The sequence below is a fragment of the Neoaquamicrobium microcysteis genome (assembly GCF_008180155.1).
GTDB classification, from domain to species: Bacteria; Pseudomonadota; Alphaproteobacteria; order Rhizobiales; family Rhizobiaceae; genus Aerobium; species Aerobium microcysteis.
On the sequence record NZ_VSZS01000068.1, the window covers coordinates 124540 to 143552 of the forward strand.

15 protein-coding genes and 1 pseudogene are annotated in these 19013 nt (G+C 63.4%); 7 read left to right on the top strand and 9 right to left on the bottom strand.

Annotation, left to right across the window (positions count from 1 at the left end; genetic code table 11):
* The first annotated feature begins 1 nt into the window (after window position 1).
* Genes fdhF through FY036_RS21490 form a run of 3 tightly spaced genes read left to right on the top strand, consistent with a single transcriptional unit; the run spans window position 2 to window position 3970 of the window.
* Window positions 2-2896, top strand: a complete 2895-nt coding sequence (gene fdhF / locus FY036_RS21480) for a formate dehydrogenase subunit alpha (protein ID WP_148916825.1) — start codon at window positions 2-4, stop codon at window positions 2894-2896.
* A gap of 53 nt (window positions 2897-2949) precedes the next feature.
* The gene (fdhD, locus tag FY036_RS21485) at window positions 2950-3720 is read left to right on the top strand and encodes a formate dehydrogenase accessory sulfurtransferase FdhD (RefSeq protein WP_235897784.1); all 771 of its coding nucleotides are present in this window, start codon (window positions 2950-2952) and stop codon (window positions 3718-3720) included.
* Window positions 3710-3970 (top strand): formate dehydrogenase subunit delta, encoded by a 261-nt coding sequence (locus tag FY036_RS21490; protein ID WP_148916827.1) that lies wholly within the window; start codon window positions 3710-3712, stop codon window positions 3968-3970. The genes fdhD and FY036_RS21490 overlap by 11 nt, the downstream gene beginning before the upstream one ends.
* A gap of 11 nt (window positions 3971-3981) precedes the next feature.
* On the opposite strand, the gene FY036_RS21495 is transcribed toward FY036_RS21490, so the two are convergent.
* A complete protein-coding gene (locus FY036_RS21495; protein WP_148917144.1) occupies window positions 3982-4920 on the bottom strand; it encodes an AraC family transcriptional regulator in 939 nt (312 codons plus the stop codon).
* 103 nt (window positions 4921-5023) lie between these two features.
* On the opposite strand from FY036_RS21495, the gene FY036_RS21500 reads away from it, so the two are divergent.
* Window positions 5024-5767 carry an SDR family oxidoreductase gene (locus tag FY036_RS21500; RefSeq protein WP_148916828.1) on the top strand — a complete coding sequence of 248 codons (744 nt, stop codon included), beginning with the start codon at window positions 5024-5026 and terminating at the stop codon, window positions 5765-5767.
* 165 nt (window positions 5768-5932) lie between these two features.
* Here FY036_RS21500 and opgC read toward each other — a convergent pair whose 3' ends face one another.
* The 8 genes and pseudogenes from opgC to FY036_RS21540 all read right to left on the bottom strand — a co-directional run bounded on the left by opgC (window position 5933) and on the right by FY036_RS21540 (window position 14569).
* Window positions 5933-6304 carry an OpgC domain-containing protein gene (opgC, locus tag FY036_RS21505; RefSeq protein ID WP_148916829.1) on the bottom strand — a complete coding sequence of 124 codons (372 nt, stop codon included), beginning with the start codon at window positions 6302-6304 and terminating at the stop codon, window positions 5933-5935.
* 137 nt (window positions 6305-6441) lie between these two features.
* Window positions 6442-7902: an aldehyde dehydrogenase family protein gene (locus tag FY036_RS21510; protein WP_148916830.1), complete on the bottom strand. Its 1461-nt coding sequence runs from the start codon at window positions 7900-7902 to the stop codon at window positions 6442-6444.
* Between the two features lie 695 nt (window positions 7903-8597).
* Window positions 8598-9302, bottom strand: a pseudogene (locus FY036_RS24170) (ABC transporter ATP-binding protein); the annotation flags it as partial.
* Window positions 9295-10029 carry an ABC transporter ATP-binding protein gene (locus FY036_RS21520; RefSeq protein ID WP_148916832.1) on the bottom strand — a complete coding sequence of 245 codons (735 nt, stop codon included), beginning with the start codon at window positions 10027-10029 and terminating at the stop codon, window positions 9295-9297. The gene FY036_RS21520 and the pseudogene FY036_RS24170, both read right to left, overlap by 8 nt.
* Window positions 10026-10985, bottom strand: a complete 960-nt coding sequence (locus tag FY036_RS21525) for a branched-chain amino acid ABC transporter permease (protein WP_148916833.1) — start codon at window positions 10983-10985, stop codon at window positions 10026-10028. The genes FY036_RS21520 and FY036_RS21525 overlap by 4 nt, the downstream gene beginning before the upstream one ends.
* The gene (locus tag FY036_RS21530) at window positions 10982-11848 is read right to left on the bottom strand and encodes a branched-chain amino acid ABC transporter permease (RefSeq protein WP_148916834.1); all 867 of its coding nucleotides are present in this window, start codon (window positions 11846-11848) and stop codon (window positions 10982-10984) included. Before FY036_RS21530 ends, FY036_RS21525 begins: the two co-directional genes overlap by 4 nt.
* 65 nt (window positions 11849-11913) lie before the next feature.
* Complete coding sequence (locus FY036_RS21535) at window positions 11914-13116, bottom strand: amino acid ABC transporter substrate-binding protein (protein WP_148916835.1); 1203 nt, start codon at window positions 13114-13116, stop codon at window positions 11914-11916.
* 52 nt (window positions 13117-13168) lie between these two features.
* Entirely contained in the window at window positions 13169-14569 is a 1401-nt protein-coding gene (locus FY036_RS21540; protein ID WP_407941198.1) for an aldehyde dehydrogenase, read from the bottom strand.
* 202 nt (window positions 14570-14771) lie between these two features.
* Between FY036_RS21540 and FY036_RS21545 the strand changes: the two genes are divergently transcribed.
* The 3 genes from FY036_RS21545 to FY036_RS21555 are packed head-to-tail and all read left to right on the top strand — an operon-like array spanning window position 14772 to window position 19012.
* Window positions 14772-15641 carry a helix-turn-helix domain-containing protein gene (locus FY036_RS21545; protein WP_148916837.1) on the top strand — a complete coding sequence of 290 codons (870 nt, stop codon included), beginning with the start codon at window positions 14772-14774 and terminating at the stop codon, window positions 15639-15641.
* Window positions 15642-15689: 48 nt separating this feature from the next.
* Complete coding sequence (locus tag FY036_RS21550; RefSeq protein ID WP_148916838.1) at window positions 15690-16574, top strand: choline/ethanolamine kinase family protein; 885 nt, start codon at window positions 15690-15692, stop codon at window positions 16572-16574.
* 2 nt (window positions 16575-16576) lie between these two features.
* Window positions 16577-19012, top strand: a complete 2436-nt coding sequence (locus tag FY036_RS21555) for a GcvT family protein (protein ID WP_148916839.1) — start codon at window positions 16577-16579, stop codon at window positions 19010-19012.
* The last annotated feature ends 1 nt before the right edge of the window (window position 19013 follow it).

The window sequence follows — 19013 nt, forward strand, 5'->3', positions numbered from 1 at the left end:
CATGGGTCTCGTTCACGAAATCGACTACGGAACACCGGCCTCCCGGGCCGAAAAGCAGATCACGCTGACGGTCGACGGCTTCGAGGTGACGGTGCCCGAAGGCACATCGATCATGCGCGCCTCAATGGATGCGGGCATCGCCATCCCCAAGCTCTGCGCGACCGACATGGTCGACGCGTTCGGATCCTGCCGGCTCTGCCTCGTCGAGATCGAAGGCCGCAACGGCACGCCATCCTCCTGCACCACGCCCGTTGCCGAAGGCATGGTCGTGCACACGCAGACTGGTCGCCTGAAGGACATCCGCCGCGGCGTGATGGAGCTCTACATCTCCGACCATCCGCTCGACTGCCTGACCTGCGCAGCAAACGGAGATTGCGAATTGCAGGACATGGCCGGCGCGGTCGGCCTGCGCGACGTTCGCTACGGCTACGATGGCGACAACCATGTGTTTGCGAAAAGCTGGGGCGCACTGTCGGATGGCACTGCAAACATGCGTTGGATGCCGAAGGACGAGTCCAACCCTTACTTCACCTACGATCCGTCCAAATGCATCGTCTGCTCGCGCTGCGTGCGTGCCTGCGAGGAAGTGCAGGGCACGTTTGCGCTGACGATTGAGGGCCGCGGCTTCGGCAGCCGCGTGTCGCCCGGCATGCATCAGGATTTCCTTTCTTCGGAATGCGTGTCCTGCGGCGCTTGCGTGCAAGCCTGCCCTACTGCGACGCTCACCGAAAAATCCGTCATCGAGATCGGCCAGCCGGAACGCTCGGTCGTCACCACCTGTGCCTATTGCGGTGTTGGCTGCTCGTTCAAGGCTGAGATGCGCGGCGACGAACTGGTGCGCATGGTGCCCTACAAGGACGGCAAGGCCAATCGCGGCCATAGCTGCGTTAAGGGCCGCTTTGCCTATGGATACGCGACCCACAAGGAACGCATCCTGAACCCGATGGTGCGCGAGAAAATCACGGACCCTTGGCGTGAGGTGACCTGGGAGGAAGCCTTCGCCCACATCGCCGGAGAGTTCCGCCGCATCCAGTACCAGTATGGCAGGGGCGCGATCGGCGGCATCACCTCCTCGCGCTGTACCAACGAGGAAACCTACCTCGTTCAGAAGCTGATCCGGCAGGGTTTCGGCAACAACAATGTCGATACCTGCGCCCGCGTCTGTCACTCGCCCACCGGCTACGGCCTCGGCCAGACCTATGGAACGTCGGCTGGCACGCAGGATTTCGATTCCGTCGAGCATTCCGACGTCGTCATGGTGATCGGTGCCAACCCTGCCGCCGGGCACCCTGTATTCGCCTCGCGCATGAAGAAGCGCCTGCGCCAAGGGGCGAAGCTCATCGTGATCGACCCGCGCCGCACGGAGACCGTGAAGTCGCCGCATGTCGAAGCGTCCTATCATCTGCCGCTCAAGCCCGGAACCAACGTCGCGATCGTGACGGCGATGGCGCACGTCATCGTCACCGAAGGGCTGTTCGACGAGGCTTTCATCCGCGAGCGGTGCGACTGGTCCGAGTTCGAGGATTATGCCGAGTTCGTTTCCGACAAGGCCTACAGCCCGGAGGCGGTGGAAGCTTTCACGGGCGTGGAGGCCGAGACGATCCGTGGCGCGGCCCGGCTCTACGCCACTGGCGGCAACGGCGCGATTTATTACGGTCTTGGCGTAACCGAGCACAGCCAGGGCTCGACGACCGTGATGGGCATCGCGAACCTCGCCATGCTGACCGGCAATATCGGCCGCCCGGGGGTGGGCGTAAACCCGTTGCGCGGCCAGAACAACGTTCAGGGCTCGTGCGACATGGGCTCGTTCCCGCACGAACTGCCGGGCTACCGCCACGTATCGGGCGATGCGGTGCGTGACATCTACGAGGCGCTGTGGGGCGTCAAGATTGACACCGAGCCGGGCCTGCGCATTCCCAACATGCTCGACGCCGCAGTGGAAGGCACGTTTAGGGGCATATACATCCAGGGTGAGGACATCCTGCAGTCCGACCCCGACACCAAGCATGTCTCCGCCGGCCTTGCCGCGATGGAATGCGTCGTCGTGCACGACCTGTTCCTCAACGAGACCGCGCGGTATGCGCATGTTTTCCTGCCGGGTTCGACGTTCCTTGAGAAGGACGGCACGTTCACCAATGCCGAGCGGCGCATCAACCGCGTGCGCAAGGTGATGGCCCCGAAGAACGGGCTTGCCGACTGGGAGGTAACGCAAAGGCTTGCGCAGGCGATGGGGCTCAACTGGGCCTACGACCACCCGTCGCAGATCATGGACGAGATCGCACAGACGACGCCGTCCTTCGCCAATGTCTGCTACGACTATCTGGAGCGAATGGGCTCGGTACAGTGGCCTTGCAATGACAAGGCGCCTGCGGGCACGCCGATCATGCATGTGGACGGGTTCGTGCGCGGCAAGGGCAAGTTCATCCGCACCGAATATGTCGCGACCGACGAGAAGACCGGGCCGCGCTTCCCGCTGCTGCTGACCACCGGCCGCATCCTCAGCCAGTATAATGTCGGAGCGCAGACGCGACGCACGCCGAACGTCATCTGGCACGACGAGGACGTGCTTGAAATCCACCCACACGACGCCGAGCAGCGAGGTGTGCGTGACGGAGACTGGGTGCGCCTGACCAGCCGCTCGGGCGAGACGACGCTGCGCGCGACGATCACCGACAAGGTCGCGCCGGGCGTGGTCTACACAACGTTCCATCACCCAGACACGCAGGCCAACGTCATTACCACCGACTATTCTGACTGGGCGACGAACTGCCCCGAATACAAGGTGACGGCGGTGCAGGTCGGCCCTTCGAACGGGCCGTCTCGGTGGCAGGAAGAATATGAAGACCTGTCGCGCAAGAGCCGCCGGATCGAAGGACACATGGAGGCGGCGGAGTGACCGCCCGCCCGCCCGTCACCTCGACGACGCGCATCGCACGGCGCGCGTCGGGAATGAAAGCCGCGGCGCGCAACGTGCCGGAAGAGACGCCGGTCGCGCTGTCTTATGCCGGCACGACGCATGCGGTGATGATGGCAAGCCCGGCGGATTTCGAGGATTTCGCAGTCGGTTTTTCGATCACCGAGGGGATCGTCGCCAAAGCGGACGAGATCGAAAGCGTGACGATGCAGGATGTGGGCGCCGGCGTGGACATCCAGATCAGGCTTAAGGACACCGCCAATACACGCTTCGAGGCGCGGCGCAGGCGACTGGCCGGGCCCGTAGGCTGTGGGTTGTGCGGGATCGAATCTATCGACGAAGCGATGCGCGACGTGGACACGGTACGCGGCTCGACCCTGGCTCTGGATGCTTCCCAGATTACCGAGGCGGTGCAGTTGCTTTCGAAGCAGCAACCTTTCCATGCAGAGACTGGCGCGGTGCACGCCGCAGGCTTCTACGTGCCAGGCAAGGGCATCGTGATGGCGCGTGAGGATGTGGGCCGCCACAACGCACTCGACAAGTTGGCCGGCGCGCTGAGCAAGGCGGGCATCGCGGGTGCGTCGGGCGCAGTGGTGGTCACATCGCGCGTGTCGGTGGAAATGGTGCAGAAGACGGCTGCCATCGGAGCGCCGTTCATACTTGCCGTTTCCGCGCCGACGGCGCTGGCGATCCGCACGGCCGATGCCGCCGGCATGACGCTTGTCGCGCTGGTGCGGGGCGAGGACTTCGACGTCTTCACCCATCCCGAGCGGCTGAAAAGCGGAGATGCACGCGATGTCGCATGACGAAACTCCCTTCGACCCGTACGCCAAGCTGGTGCGGATGGCGAACCAGATCGGAACCTTCTTCGAATCCAAACCGCACGACGAGGGCGTCGCGGGCGTGGCCGAACACATCAACAAGTTCTGGGAACCGCGGATGCGACGCCATCTGTTCGAAGTCGTCGATGCCGGTGGTGGGGACCTGAAGCCGATCGTGCTGGAAGCGGCAGGGACGATCAGGCGACCCGCGCCGGAGGAGCGCAAGGCAGGCTAGAGCGCGTCCGATCATCCAGCCATCGGTCGAGCGCGCGCCGTATCGACCTCGGCCAGCGCCATTCTCATGAAGCGGCCCGGCGCAATGCCGACGTGACGGCTGAAGGCCGTGCTGAAAGTGCTCGCCGACCCGTAGCCGATACGACCAGCCACTTCATCCAGGGCAATATCGCCACCTCGCAGAAGGCTCTTGGCAACCGCCATACGCCAGGACAGGAGATACTCCATAGGCCTGACGCCGGTCATTCTGGTGAAGCGGTCGAAGAAGGCCGACCGGGACATACCGGCTTCGCGTGCGAGGTCGGGGATGGTCCAGGAACGCTCCATGTCGCCGTGCATGCATCGCAGCGCTTTCGCGATACGGGCGTCGGCCAGACCGCGCAGCAGGCCCGGACCCGCCTCATGGCCGGGTGCCGCGCGCAGCGCCTCAATGAGCAGAATTTCCACCAGCCGTTCGAGTATGAAGTCCCGGCCGATATTGTCGCACGCCGCTTCCTCGCCGACCAGGCGCACAAGTTGCGCCAGCCGCGGGACACCGCGCACGTGGATCATGCGCGGAAGACGCGACACAAGCAGCGCCGCGTCGGGCGACCCGAATTTGAACCAGCCGCCGAACTGACGGACGTCCACTGGTCCATCTTGGCGGCCGTAGCGGATTTCGCGGCCCGGCGACAGGGAGGCCTGCGGATCTATATGTCGGAGGGGTGCGGGCTCGAAGCCGGACATGGTGAAGGCAGGTGTAGCTGGCAGCAGGACGAAGTCACCGGCTTCAAGAACAACAGGCGCCTCACCATCGACGGCAAGGTGACACCTCCCTTCCGTGACGGCGCAGAAACCCGCTTGGCCAAATTCGCCATAGCGCACCGCCCAGCGGCCGGCACCGCAGATGCCTTTGGAAAACACCGCGCTCGGTCGCAGTAACTGGATCACCTGGGACAATGGGTCGATCAAAACCGGACTATCTCCAATGAATATAGGACTTCTGATCGATGATGGTCCATCATCCATTGGCTACATAGGTCTCGTCAACACCAAACACACATAGGAGACCTGAATGAAAACCGTACTGATCACCGGTTGCTCGTCCGGCTACGGACTTGAAACGGCACGCCATTTCCATGCGCAGGGCTGGCGCGTCATCGCGACCATGCGCAATCCCCGCGACGGGTTGCTCCCCGTCTCGGAGCGCATTCGTCTTCTCCAGCTCGACGTAACCAGCGAGCCCAGCATCGCCGCCGCGATCGAGGTCGCCGGCCCTATCGACGTTCTCGTCAACAATGCAGGGATCGGCGTGGTCGGGGCCTTCGAGGCGACGCCCATGTCTCATATACGCAAAGTGTTCGAGGCCAACACCTTCGGTGTGATGGCCATGGTACAGGCCGTGATCCCGCAGATGCGGGCGCGGCGTGCGGGCACCGTCGTCAACGTGACCTCCAGCGTGACCTTGGCGCCGATGCCGCTGGCTGCAGCCTACACCGCCAGCAAACAGGCCATTGAAGGTTTTACCGGCTCTTTGGCTCATGAACTGGATGTGTTCGGCATCCGGGTGAAGCTGGTGGAACCGGGTTACGCGCCGACAACGCGATTTGCGGCGAACACAGATATTCCGGTCGCAGATCTGATCCCCGAGCCCTACGCAGATTTTGCAGGGCCGATCTTTGCCGAATTCGCCAGACCGGCCCAGACGACGAGGGAAAACGATGTGGCCGAGACGATCTGGCTGGCCGCCAACGACACGTCGAGCCGCCTGCGCTATCCGGCAGGGCCAGATGCCGTCGCACTGGCAAGGGCGGGTTGACGGAATCGTGTCACCGCAAACGAAAAAGGCCGGGATTGACCCGACCCTTCCCTACGCTCTCGCCTATGCCGGTTCATCCGCGGTCATCGACTGGCGATCTCTTCTCGCAGGCAGACATAGCTCGCCGGGATGACGGGCAGATGACAGCCTGCGGGAAACCGGCGTTCAGGCCTCCCTGCGGAAGATGATCACCGCAAACAACAGAACGCCTGCAAAGGTGACCAGCGACGATATGGCGACCAGCGGTTCCAGTTCGGTCCGCCCGCTCAGGAGCATGTAAAGGCTCGGCGTCATGACGGCGACGCCGATCGTGTAGACGAAGTATTGTATCCTCGCCAGGCGCGTTGCGCCCTTGCTCGGATGAAGCGCCAGATAGACGCCGAACAGGAACATAGTGACCCAGCCGAGCAGGTTGATGTGGGCATGCGCGCCCGCCGGTGCATAGCTGTGGGTGATCGACATATGCAGGCCGACCATGATGCCGACGATAAGGAAAACGATCGCCGTCTTGAAGTAATAGTTGGATATGTTGGTCATCGTACACCCCTCCCAATAAAGGCGGGGCAGAAAATAGCATAAACGATGTGACTCTTACATCATCACAACTGGTATCCACCGCCAAAAGAGAAGGCCGAAAGGATGACTTTCGGCCTTCTGGTTTGCGTCTCGTGTTTTCAGAAAACCGGAGGATAGGGCCGGCCGCCGCGATCGAGCGTGATCCAGCGCGTTTCGGTGAAGGTTTCAAGCGACCAGCGCCCGCCATGCTTGCCGACCCCGGAAGCCTTGAATCCGCCGAACGGTACATGCGGCTCGTCGTTCACCGAGGAACAGTTGATGTGGCAATTGCCTGTGTCCAGACGGTTGACGATGGCCAGGCCGCGGTTCTCGTCGCGCGTCATCACGCCGGCCGACAGGCCGTACTCGGTGTCGTTGGCGATCTGTACCGCCTCGTCGTCGGTACGGAAGGGAATGACCGGAACGACGGGGCCGAACGTCTCGTCCTGATAGAGTTTCATGTCGGGCGTGACGCCGGTTAGGATCGTCGGCTCGACAAAACGGCCCTCGATCTTGCCGCCGAGCACGACCTTCGCTCCCTTGGCGATGGCGTCTTCGAGCTGCTCCTTCACCTTGGCAACCTGCTTGTCGTTGATAAGCGGGCCTATGATGTGCTCCTTGCTCTTGGTCGGGTCACCGACCTTGAGCTTGGAGGCGCGCTCGACGAAACGCTTGAGGAAGTCGTCGAAAATCTTCTCGTGGACCAGCACCTTCTCGACGGACATGCAGATCTGGCCCTGATGCATGAAGGAGCCGAAATTGGCGGCCTGGGTGGCGCGCTCCATCTCGGCGTCGTCCAGGACGATAAGGGAGTCCTTGCCACCGAGCTCCACGCAACACTTCTTGAGATGCGCGCCCGCCTTGGCCGCGATCTGCCGGCCGACCGCGGTGGACCCGGTAAACGAGATGCCCTTGACGTAGGGGTGCTCGATCAGCTCGTCGCCCACTTCCTGCACATTTTCGCGCGAGCAGGTGACGACATTGAAGACGCCTTTGGGCAGGCCTGCCTCCTCGAAAATCTCGGCGAAGAGCAGACCTCCCAGATAGGGCGTCTCCTCCGACGGCTTGAGCACGATGGTGTTGCCGGCGACCAGCGGAAAGAGAAAGCCGCGCGCGGTGAGGATGCAGGGGAAGTTCCATGGCGAGATGACCGACACAACGCCCATCGGCCGGCGCGTCGCCATCGAGACCTTGCCGTATTCGGACGGCATGACCTCGCCGATCGGGTTCCACACGGACGCCGCGGCAGCATGGAAAACCTCAGGAACGTAGCCGGTTTCGAACATGCCCTTGCCGAACCAGCCGCCGCCCTCGGCCTGGATGGCATCGACGATTTCCATGCGTCGCCGTTCCCAGATCTCGGCAGCCTTATGCAGGTAGTGGGCGCGCTTGGAAAACGGCAGTTGCGACCATTCGGGGAACGCCGCATGCGCCGCCTCAATGGCGGCGGCCGTCTCGGCGCGGCCGCTGTCAGGCACGTCGGCCCACACGGAGCCGTCGGCGGGGTTGAGGTCCTTGAAGGTCTTCTTGGCGGCAGCCCAGCCGCCGCCGATATACATGCCTTCGAAAACGCGAGCCATATTCAAGCCTCCTTGTGCTTCTTCCGCTTCTTGCCAGCGGTTTCGGATTTTCCGGCCTTGGGAGAAGGCCGGGCGGGAATGGTGTAGGCGGTCAGGCGCTTGCCCCGCTGGGCGGTCACGTGAGCCGCGTGGATCGAGGCCGCGCGAGCAACCAGCTCGGCAATCGACAATCCGGCCGCCCGATTTGGAGCCTGCGCCTCATCGTCGATGGCAAGTCCGGCACTGTTGTGGCCGATCAGCCCGTGCGAGCCGTTTAGCGCCGATTGCGGCTGATGCGATGCCGGCTCAGGCTTCGGCGATGCCACGAAAGCGCTGGGCCGCGGCGCAGTGAGGCGGGAGGCGACCACATGTGCAACCAGTCGCTCGCTCGCACGCGCTGCCAGTGCGACGGCATCGTCGGAGAGTTTGCGTGCATCCTGCGAAACTGTCGCCGCGCGCGTTTGCGCCTGCGAAGGCGATGCCTCCGCGATTTCGGCCCATGGGTCGGCAGCGGCCTTCGGATCGTAGCGGCCGACGAATGCCGATGGCAGGGCACCATCGCGTCGCAGCGCGCGCACGAAAGCCTGCTGGATGCGCCCTGCTCTCCCGGCAAAATCGCCGATTGCCTGGCTCATCGCTTCGATGCTATCCGGCAGCCGCATTGACGGAGGCAGCAACACCTGCGGCGCGGCGGCGGGCGACGCCGTCTTGGCCGCACCGCCCAGATAGGCGCTGACCACGGCGGGATCGTTCATCAGTGCCTTGGCGGTGTTCTCTCCCGTGACGTGGCCGTTTTCGATCAGGTAGCCCCGCTCGGCGATCTTGAGGCTCTGCTTTGCGTTCTGCTCGACCAGCAGAATGCCGACACCCGTCTTGGCCACTTCGGCAAGCGCGCGGAAAAGCTCCTGCGATAGCAGCGGCGACAGGCCGAGCGATGGCTCGTCGAGCATCAGGATGTCGGGTTTGGACATCAGCGCCCGGCCTATGGCGACCATCTGCTGTTCGCCACCCGACATCGTGCGCGCGATCTGCGCCTTGCGCTCGGCAAGGCGGGGGAACAGCGCATAGATGCGCCTCAGCGTCTCCGCCTCACCGGCCCTTGCACGCGCAGCGAACGCGCCAAGGCGCAGGTTCTCGGCCACCGTCAGGTCGCCGAAGATGCCGCGCCCTTCGGGCACCAGCGCAATGCCTTCTTCGACTATGCGGTGAGGCTTGAGCGCGGTGATCGGCTTGTCGTTCATAACGACAGTGCTGCCGGTTTCGGCCCGCACGATGCCGGCGATGGCCTTGAGAAGAGTGGATTTGCCTGCACCATTTGCGCCCAGCACGACGCAAATCTCGCCCTTGTCGACGCGAGCGCTGACACCCTCGAGCGCCCGATGGCGGCCGTAGCTGACGGAGAGGTTGCTGACCTCAAGCATCATCATCCCCCAGATAGGCGCGTATGACTTCGGAGTCGGACAATGTCTCGGCCACGCCACCTTCGGCGATCTTCACGCCGCTGGACATGACGACGCAGCGGTCGCAGAGCGTGCGGATGGCGTCCATCACATGCTCGACCATGATAATCGTGCGGCCTTCGTGACGCAGCTCGTCTATGAGCGAGATGCCGATCTTGAGTTCGGATGGGTTGAGACCGGCCAGCCATTCGTCGAGCAGAAGCAACCGAGGATCGGAAGCCAGCGCGCGGGCCAGCTCCAGCCGCTTCTGGTCGATATAGGTCATCGCGGCTACGGGCGCGTGCGCCTTGCCGGCCAGCCCGACGCGCTCCAGCAAGCGATGCGCCAGTTCCCGCGCCTCTTCACCCCAAAGCCGGCGATGGCCGAAGACGGCGCCCGCCATGACGTTGCCCTCGGCATCTAGCGAAGGCAGCACGCGAACGAGCTGGAAAGTGCGCGACACGCCCCTGCGTGCGATGTGATGTGCGGCAAGTCCCGAAATCGCCTTGCCGCCAAGCGCAATCTCGCCGGCCGTTGGCTTGAGCGCGCCGGAGATGAGGTTCAGCATCGTGGTCTTGCCGGAGCCGTTGGGGCCGATGAGGCCCAGAAGCTCGCCTTGCTTCACATCGAAGGATACGTCGTTGACGGCTATAAGGCCGCCGAACTTCTTCTGCGCGCGGTTGACTGAGAGGATGGGCGCTGCGGTCATGCCGCCTTCTCCTCGCCGACAGCCGTCTGGCGTGCCTGCCATTTCGCCCGCGCCTGCTCGATCAATCCCGTTACCCCGTTGGGAATGAAATAGACGATAGCGAGGAAGGCGAGGCCGATGACGATCGAGGTGTGGTTGGGGAACCGCGCCGAGACGATGTCCATGACGATGGTAAACGGCACCACGCCTACGAGCGGACCCCACAACCGCTTCGTGCCGCCCAGAAGCGCCATGATGACGACGAGGAACGAAATCATAGGATTGAAAGCCGATGGCGGCTCGATATAGGCGTAGCGCGGGGCGCTGATCGCGCCGGCGATGCCGATGAACGCGCCCGAGACCATGAACAGCACGATCTTCGCGCGGGCAGTGTCGATGCCGACATGCTTCGCCACCGTCTCATCGTTACCGATGACCTGCATGGCAAAGCCCAGCCGCGATCGGTTAATCGCCCAGCCGGTGATGAAGACAGCCACGGTGAGTGCCAGCAGCATCCAGTAGATGTGTTCCTCTGTCATGTCGGTGAAGACGTAAAGCCCCATTCGCGTCGTGAACTTGGCCTGCGCCCAGGTGACGAGCTGGCGGACCAGTTCTGCCAGACCCAGTGTGAAGATGACAAAATAGACGCCTGACAGCCGCAGCGTTGCTGCGCCGACGAGGCCTGCGAGCGAGGCCGATACGAGGGCGGCGATGCCGACCAGAACCGGATAGGGCAGATGGTTGATCCACAGGCCGACAGAATAGGTGCCCAACCCGAAGAAGGCGGCGGTTGCCAGCGAGATGTAGTGCGTCGGGCCAGAGAACAGCGTCCACGCCGTGCACAGGGCGGCGTAGAGCATGATGTTGACCGATATCGACAGGTAGTAGCCCTGATCAAAAAGCGGCAGCGTCGCCGCAAGCGCCGCGACAGCAGCACCTGCGAGGCCGATGCGGATTTCGTGTGACGTGAGGTTCATGTGGTCTGCCTCCCGAAGATGCCTTGCGGCCGGAACAGCAGCACGAGGATGAAGAGCGTGTAGGTAGCGGCCAGCGTGAGGCCTGGATCGATGAGGCTGGCAACCGCCGTCTCGGCCACACCGAGGATGAGCGCCGCCAGAACAGCGCCGCGGATATCGCCCACCCCGCCCATGATGACGATGATGAGTGCCTTCATCGTGAAGACGACGCCCATGGACGCGTTGAACGTATAGAAGGTCGAAAGCAGCGCGCCACCACAGGCCGTCAGCGCACCGCCTAGCGCAAACGCGAAGGCTGCGGTGCGCGCCACGTCGATGGCGACAAGATTGGCCGAGGTAGGATCTGCCGCCACGGCGCGGACCGCAGTGCCGTGCCTCGTGTGATACAGGAACAGGTAAAGCGCCAGCGCGATGACGACGGCGGCGGCGAACGCGACCACCCGGTTGAGCCCGTAGGCGCTGCCGAACAGCACGAAACGCTCGGCGAGGAAGGTGTAGGAGAAATACTCGCCGCCGAAGCTGAGCAGCATCAACCCTTGAAGCAGGAACAGCAAACCAAAGGTGGCGAGGATGGAGTCCACCTCCAGCATGCCGCGGTTCTTGGCTCGGTTGACGAGCGGGCGCAGCGCGAAGCGATAGATCGCCCAGTTGAGCGCGAAGGCCGCGGGCGCGATGATGAGCAGTCCGTAGATCGGGCTGATGGCGAATGAGGCGTAAAGCCAGAACGCCACGAAGCAGCCCGCGACCAGCGTTTCACCGTTGGCAAGGTTCATGATGCGCGCGACGCCGTATTGCAAGGTCAGCCCCAGCGCGATCAGCGCGTAGGTGCCGCTCAGCAATATGCCCGTAACCAGAATTTCCATGGATCAATCTACCATTGAAGCCAACCGGCGCGGCACGAAACCGCGCCGGTTGGTTTATGCCGGGGCTATTCCCAGCCTTCCTTGCGAACCGGTTCGATGGCACCGTCGATGCCGTTGGCGGCGACGCCGTGGAAGACGCCGTCCTTCCACTGACCGACCGTCCAGAGCGAGCGGTTGACGTTGTTTTCGAACTTGATCGGACCCATCACCGTGTCGAACGTGCCGGTCTTGATCGCCTCGATGACGGCCGCGCGATCCTTGGTACCGGCCTGCTCAATCGCCTGCTCCAGCACCTGGAGGCCAGAATAGGTGACCGCGCTCGCCCAGTAGTCCGGCTCGGCCCCCGTGACTTCCTTGTGGCGCGCGCGATACTCCTGGATCGTTGCGTCGTCGGGGTTGGTGCCGCCGGCGCCCAGCACGCCGTTGGCAGCCGCGCCGAAGCGGCCGGCATAGGCCGGGAAGGATGCGCCGACGCCGACGTAGAACGCGCCGACATCAAGCCCCTGTATCTGCGCCTGCTCGGTCAGCGCGAAGGTGTCGCCCGGGTACGAGAAGCCGACGAATGCATCGGGAGCGGCGGCCTTGGCCTGGCTGATGATGGGGGCGACATCCTGCGTGCCGAACGGGTAGGAAGCCTCGTAGACGATCTCGAAGCCGGCTTCTTCAAGTGCGGGCTTGCCTGCACCGGCCAGTTCGAGGCCGAAGGCATCGGCCACATGAACGAGCGCCACCTTGTTGCCGATATGGCCCGCATCGCGCAGGCGCGTCAGGGTTTCGGCAGCACCAACGGCGAGTTCGCGCGACGTCCCGAGCATCCAGAACGAGTTAGGCCAGCGCTCTGCAAACTCCTCGACGCCGTCCGTGATGGCGCTGGTGGTGATGTGCGGGTAGCCGTAGCGTGCGATGAGCGGCGCGGTCGCGACGTTGAGGCCGGTCGAGTAGGGCGTCACGATAAAGTCGACATTGTCGACTGTCGCGAGACGCTGGATGTTCTTGATAGCTTCCTCGGCGCTGGTCTTGTCGTCGTATTCGATGAGTTCGACCTTGAGCTGCTTGTCGCCGACCTTGATGCCGCCGCGCTCGTTAACGTCGTTGACCCATAGCTGGATGTTGGGCCAATGGCTGGTCGCGCCGCCGCCGCCGAGCGGCCCGGTCTTGGGCGCGCTGGCGCCGATCTTCAGCACCTCGTCCTGCGCCAAGCCGGCTGCCGGCAGCATCGCCAGCGTCGCGGCCGATGCGGCCAGTGCAAGAAGCGTTCTCCTGAGCATGTCATTCCTCCCTTGGTTGCCGAAAGACGCGGGATCATCCCGCGCGTAAGCGTCAGAGCGGGTAATCCTGTTTCCCGCTCTGAATGGTGATCCACCGAAGCTCGGTGAATTCGTCTATGCCGGCACGCCCGCCGAAGCGGCCGTAGCCGGAAGCCTTGACCCCGCCGAACGGCATCTGTGGCTCGTCGTTGATGGTGGCGCCGTTGATGTGGCAGATGCCCGTCTCCAGCCGCTGCGCGACGTTGAGCGCGCGGGCCACGTCGCGGCCGAATACGGCGGCGGACAAGCCGTATTCCGTATCGTTGGCGATTGAGACCGCCTCGTCGACATCCGAGTAACGGATGACGGAGGCGACAGGGCCGAACGTTTCCTCATAGTAGATGCGCATGTTGGGCGTGACTCCATCGAGGATCGTCGCGTCGAGATAGGCGCCATCCTGACGGCCGCCGGCGATCAGCTTCGCGCCTTTCATAAGCGCATCGTCCACCAGCGCCTTCACGCGGTTGGCAGCTTGCTCGCTTATCATCGGGCCGATCTTGCTGTCCGGTTTTCCCGGATCGCCTACCGTCATGCGCTCGGCCTTCGCGCGCAGCTTCTCGACGAACGCTCCGACCAGATCTTCATGCACGATCAGACGCTCGGTCGACATGCAGATCTGTCCCTGATGAAAGAACGCGCCGTAGGCTGCCGCTGCCACGGCCTCATCCACATCGGCATCGTCGAGCACGATCAGCGGAGCCTTGCCGCCGAGTTCCAGCAGGCACTTCTTGAGATGGCGCGCACACAGCAAGGCGATGACCCTGCCGGCGCGCGTCGAGCCGGTGAAGTTGACCCGGCGCACAGCGGGGTGGGCGATAAGTGCCTCGGCGATCTCTTCCGCCTCGTCACCGGCATTGTGGACGATGCCCACGACGCCGGCCGGCAAACCCGCTTCGGCCAGCACGCTCACGATCAGCTCATGGGTGCGGGGGCATAACTCGGATGCCTTGAAGACGACCGTGTTGCCACAGGCAAGCGGGGTGGCCAGCGCACGTACACCCAGTACAATAGGAGCATTCCACGGCGCCATGGACAGTACGACGCCGCAGGGTTGCCTCACGGCCATTGCGAGCATGCCCGTTCGATTGGCGGGCACGACCTCACCAGCGATATTGGTGGTGGAGGCGGCCGCCTCGCGCAGGATGGAAGCGCCGAGCTGGCAGTTAAGTTCGCTCCACGCACGGGTGCCGCCGGTCTCGGCCGCGATGAGCCTGACGAAATCCTCGGTGTGAGAAAGCAGAAGGTCGGCCGCACGATCGAGCACCGCGCGGCGTTGCGACGGCGACGTCTGCGACCAGACGGGAAACGCGGATGCCGCAACATTGGCGGCATGGCGCGCATCGGCCACTGTGGCCGGCGCGGGGCGTTCGTCCGGTTGCGTCGATGCGCTCGCGGCGCGCACGGCCTCGTTCAAGCTTGTCTCCTCCCTGGCAGCCAGCTCTCCCGTCCGGTTGCGCAATCGACTGGCGAAAGCGCGATCCCGCCACCATCAAGCAAACAGCAAAGCGCCCGGTCGGTAGAATAGAAAAATCTGGCTATCTATTGTATAAATATGGCCCATCTGAAATCACGCGCTAGAGTGCCGGGCCAGTTAGCCGGCAAATGTCAGGAACGAGATGAAAGCCGAACCTATCGAGAGCAGCCTCCATTCGCGGATATGGTCGTTCAACCGACAGAGCGAAAATGTCGCGCGGCATGTGGTGCTTCTGACCGACGGCACGGGCGAGGCGGAGATCGGCGACCTGCGTTTCGCCGTTTCTGCGCCGGCTATTCTCTGGCTCGGCAACACCGAACCGGGGCGACTGAGGGTCGAGGCCGGAGGCACCGGCTTTCGCGGCTGGGCCAGCGATGCGATGGTGGTTTCCGCCATCGGCGACCAGGCGGAATCCGTCGGCCTCCACTATCTTGTCGAGCGCAGCTTCGTGCTTTCCCTGTCGGGACAGGATGAACAGGCGAGGTTGCTGGAACGATGTTTCCTGGGCGTGCTGAACGAACTGCGCCAGCCGATGGAGGGTTCGCAACTGCTCCTGTCAGCCTTGCTACGCATCATCCTGGTTTCGATGATCCGGGTGTCGGGCGGCAAGGAAATGGCGCCTTCGGGCATCGGCGAGAAGAACAGCCTGCTGCAGCGCTTTCGCCAGCTCGTGGAGATGAATTTCCGCGGCCACTGGAGCGTCGCGCAGTATGCCGACGCTCTCGGCATCACCACCGACCGGCTGCACGCAATCTGCACGACCGGCATCGGGAAGTCCCCTAAGGCGCTGATTTCCGAAAGGCTGGCGCACGAGGCCGCGCTGCGGCTGGAGCGTTCGTCGCTGACCATCCAGCAACTGGGCCACGCGCTTGGGTTCAACGATCCGGGGCACTTCTCCAGCTTCTTCCGGCGCATGACAGGCATGCCGCCGGGTCGCTACCGCAAGCAGGCGGCGGCCTCACGGCTTCAGGGTGTCAACGCGCCCACGCCAAGCTTCGCCGACTGGCCATAGCGCCTAGCGCAATTGACAAGCAGGCGGTGGCCGAAACACTCTGCGACCATGAATCTGCCCAACGACCGCATCCGCGCCCTCCCCTGCTGGAAGGGCGAAATCGCAATCGAGCCGCTTCACGGCGGCCTCTCCAACCAGAATTTCCTCGTCACCGACGCCGCAGGCAGGCACGTGGTGCGGTTCGGCGAGGATTTTCCGTTCCATCACGTGCAGCGAGAACGCGAGATCATGACCACCCGCGCAGCTCATGCGGCCGGCTTTGCGCCTGCCCTGCACTACACACAGCCCGGGGTGATGGTAAGCGAGTATCTGGGAGCAAAAACCTATGGCGAGGAGGATGTACGCGCCAATCTTGCAGGCGTGGCGCAGCTGATAAAGCGGTTTCACGACACCATGGCCGCCCACGTTTCAGGCGCAGGTTTCATATTCTGGGTGTTCCATGTGATCCGCGACTATGCACGCACGCTGGAGCACGGAAAGAGCCGCAAGATCCCCGATCTGCCCCGCTATCTGGAACTGTCTCACGAGATGGAGGCGGCGCAGGTGCCGTTGCCGATCATCTTCGGCCACAACGATCTGCTGCCCGCCAACCTGCTCGATACGGGCGACCGCTTGTGGCTGATCGATTTCGAGTATGCAGGTTTTTCCACCGCCATGTTCGACCTTGCCGGCCTGTCTTCCAACGCCAGTTTTTCGGCTGACGAATCCGAAGGGCTTCTGGCGATCTATTTCGGCGCGTCGCCAACGCCGGAGCTGAAACGGTCGCTGGCCGCCATGCAGTGCGCGTCGCTCCTGCGTGAGGCGATGTGGAGCATGGTGTCGGAGTTGCATCTGGATGCGCCCGGTGTCGACTATGTCGCCTATAGCGAGGAAAACCTCGAGCGTCTCGCAACGACCCTCGACAGCTATCGCAGCCTCTACGGAAAAGCATGACCATGACGCTTCCCTCCCATGCACAGATCGTCGTCATCGGCGGTGGCATCATCGGCTGCTCGACGGCGTATCATCTTGCCCGCGACAAGGCCGACGTCCTGCTTCTGGAGCAGGGCAAGCTGACCTCCGGCTCCACGTGGCACGCCGCCGGACTGGTCGGCCAGTTGCGCTCGTCGGCGTCTATCACGCGAGTGCTGAAATACTCCGTCGATCTCTACAAACAGCTGGAGGCGGAAACCGGCCTCGCGACCGGGTGGAAGATGACCGGCTGCCTGCGGCTGGCAACCAACCAAGACCGGTGGACGGAATTCCGGCGGTTGGCGACAACGGCCAAGAGCTTCGGCATGGAAATGCACCTCGTCTCTCCGGAGGAGGTGAAGCGCATGTGGCCGCTGATGGAGGTGTCCGATCTCGTGGGCGCGTCATGGCTTCCCACCGATGGGCAGGCCAGCCCGTCCGACATCACCCAGTCGCTTGCCAAGGGCGCGCGGATGCACGGTGCGAAGATCGTCGAGGATGTACGCGTGACGGGCTTCGAGATGGACGGTGCCCGCATCGTCAAGGTGAAGACGACGCAGGGTGACATCGCCTGCGACAAGGTCGTCAACTGCGCGGGACAGTGGGCGCGGCAGGTCGGCGCGATGGCCGGCATCAACGTGCCGCTGCAGCCGGTGAAGCACCAGTACATCATCACTGAGAAGATCGAGGGGCTTTCGGCCGACGCACCCACCATCCGTGACCCCGATCGGCGCACCTATTTCAAGGAAGAGGTCGGCGGTCTGGTCATGGGCGGCTACGAGCCCAACCCGCAGCCATGGACCACCGGTGATGTCCCGAACGACTGGGAGTTCAGGCTGTTCGATGACGACTTCGACCACTTCGAACAGCATATGATGCAGGCTATCGAGCGTGTTCCCGCGTTGGAGACGGCAGGCGTCAAGCAGATGATAAATGGGCCGGAGAGCTTCACGCCCGACGGCAACTTCATCCTCGGGGCGGCGCCCGAATGCGCAAACATGTTCGTAGGTGCGGGCTTCAACGCCTTCGGTATAGCGTCGGGCGGCGGCGCTGGCTGGGTGCTGGCGCGGTGGGTCATCGACGGCGAAGCGCCGCTGGACCTGTGGACGGTCGACATACGCCGCTTCTCGGGCCTGCACCGGAACCGCGACTGGGTGTGCGAGCGCACGCTGGAAGCCTACGGCAAGCATTACACGGTCGGCTTTCCACATGAGGAATATGAAAGCGGCAGGCCCGCCATCGTCTCACCGCTCTTTGAGAGGCTGAAGGCGCATGGCGCGGTGTTCGGCTCCAAGCTCGGCTGGGAGCGGCCGAACTGGTTTTCCGAGGAACCCGGCGCGCGCGACGAATATTCGATGGGAAGACAGAACTGGTTCGATGCTGTCGGGCGCGAGCACGCCCATGTGCGTGAGAAGGTCGGTATCTTCGACCAGTCGTCATTCGCGAAATACGAGCTGTCGGGAAGCGACGCTCAGAAGGCGCTCGATTTCATCTGCGCCAACGACGTGTCGAAGCCGGCGGGTCGGCTGACCTACACGCAGTTGCTCAACACGCGCGGCGGCATTGAGGCCGACCTGACCGTGGCGCGTCTTTCGGACGACCGGTTCTATATCGTGACCGGCACCGGCTTTCGGACCCATGACTTCGGCTGGATCTCGGACCATATCGGCGACGGGCTCGATGCGGCGCTGGTGGACGTGACGGAGCGCTTCGGCACCCTCTCGCTGATGGGACCAAAGGCGCGCGATGTTCTCGAAAAAGTGACAGACGCTGATGTCTCCAACGCCGGTTTCCCGTTTGGTCACGTGCGCGAGATTTCGATCGCGGGCCACGTAGTGCGAGCATTGCGCGTCACTTATGTCGGTGAACTGGGCTGGGAGCTTCACGTGCCCATAGCCGCGACGGGCGAAGTGTTCGATGCGCTGATGGACGCGGGCAAGCCATTCGACATACGGCCGGTCGGCTATCGCGCGCTGGAATCGCTGCGGCTGGAAAAAGGCTATCGCGCCTGGGGCTCCGACATCACGCCTAACGACTCGCCCTTCGAGGCTGGGTTGGGTTGGGCGGTGAAGCTGAAGAAGAATATCGACTTCCTCGGCCGTGACGCATCCGCAACCTTCTTAGCCAAGCCGCTCAGGAAGCGGCTGGTCTGCTTCACCATGGACGACCCCAACGTCGTGCTGCTGGGTCGCGAGACGATCCTGCGCGACGGCGCGCCGGTGGGCTACCTCACCTCCGGCGGCTATGGCTACACGGTCAGCAAGAGCATCGGCTACGGCTACGTCCGAAATGCAGAAGGCGTTAGCGACCAGTTCCTGACGTCAGGCCGCTACGAACTGGTGGTCGCTATGGAAAACGTACCCGCAACCATCCATATCGAGCCGCTGTATGATCCGTCTGCAAGCCGCGTGAAGGCCTGAG

Coding starts and splice junctions, on each gene's coding strand:
- FY036_RS21500 (WP_148916828.1), top strand. CDS start 5,024: ATGAAAACCGTACTGATCACCGGTTGCTCGTCCGGCTACGGACTTGAA.
- FY036_RS21545 (WP_148916837.1), top strand. CDS start 14,772: ATGAAAGCCGAACCTATCGAGAGCAGCCTCCATTCGCGGATATGGTCG.
- fdhD (WP_235897784.1), top strand. CDS start 2,950: ATGAAAGCCGCGGCGCGCAACGTGCCGGAAGAGACGCCGGTCGCGCTG.
- FY036_RS21555 (WP_148916839.1), top strand. CDS start 16,577: ATGACGCTTCCCTCCCATGCACAGATCGTCGTCATCGGCGGTGGCATC.
- fdhF (WP_148916825.1), top strand. CDS start 2: ATGGGTCTCGTTCACGAAATCGACTACGGAACACCGGCCTCCCGGGCC.
- FY036_RS21520 (WP_148916832.1), bottom strand. CDS start 10,029: ATGACCGCAGCGCCCATCCTCTCAGTCAACCGCGCGCAGAAGAAGTTC.
- FY036_RS21535 (WP_148916835.1), bottom strand. CDS start 13,116: ATGCTCAGGAGAACGCTTCTTGCACTGGCCGCATCGGCCGCGACGCTG.
- FY036_RS21490 (WP_148916827.1), top strand. CDS start 3,710: ATGTCGCATGACGAAACTCCCTTCGACCCGTACGCCAAGCTGGTGCGG.
- FY036_RS21550 (WP_148916838.1), top strand. CDS start 15,690: ATGAATCTGCCCAACGACCGCATCCGCGCCCTCCCCTGCTGGAAGGGC.
- FY036_RS21510 (WP_148916830.1), bottom strand. CDS start 7,902: ATGGCTCGCGTTTTCGAAGGCATGTATATCGGCGGCGGCTGGGCTGCC.
- FY036_RS21525 (WP_148916833.1), bottom strand. CDS start 10,985: ATGAACCTCACGTCACACGAAATCCGCATCGGCCTCGCAGGTGCTGCT.
- FY036_RS21530 (WP_148916834.1), bottom strand. CDS start 11,848: ATGGAAATTCTGGTTACGGGCATATTGCTGAGCGGCACCTACGCGCTG.
- opgC (WP_148916829.1), bottom strand. CDS start 6,304: ATGACCAACATATCCAACTATTACTTCAAGACGGCGATCGTTTTCCTT.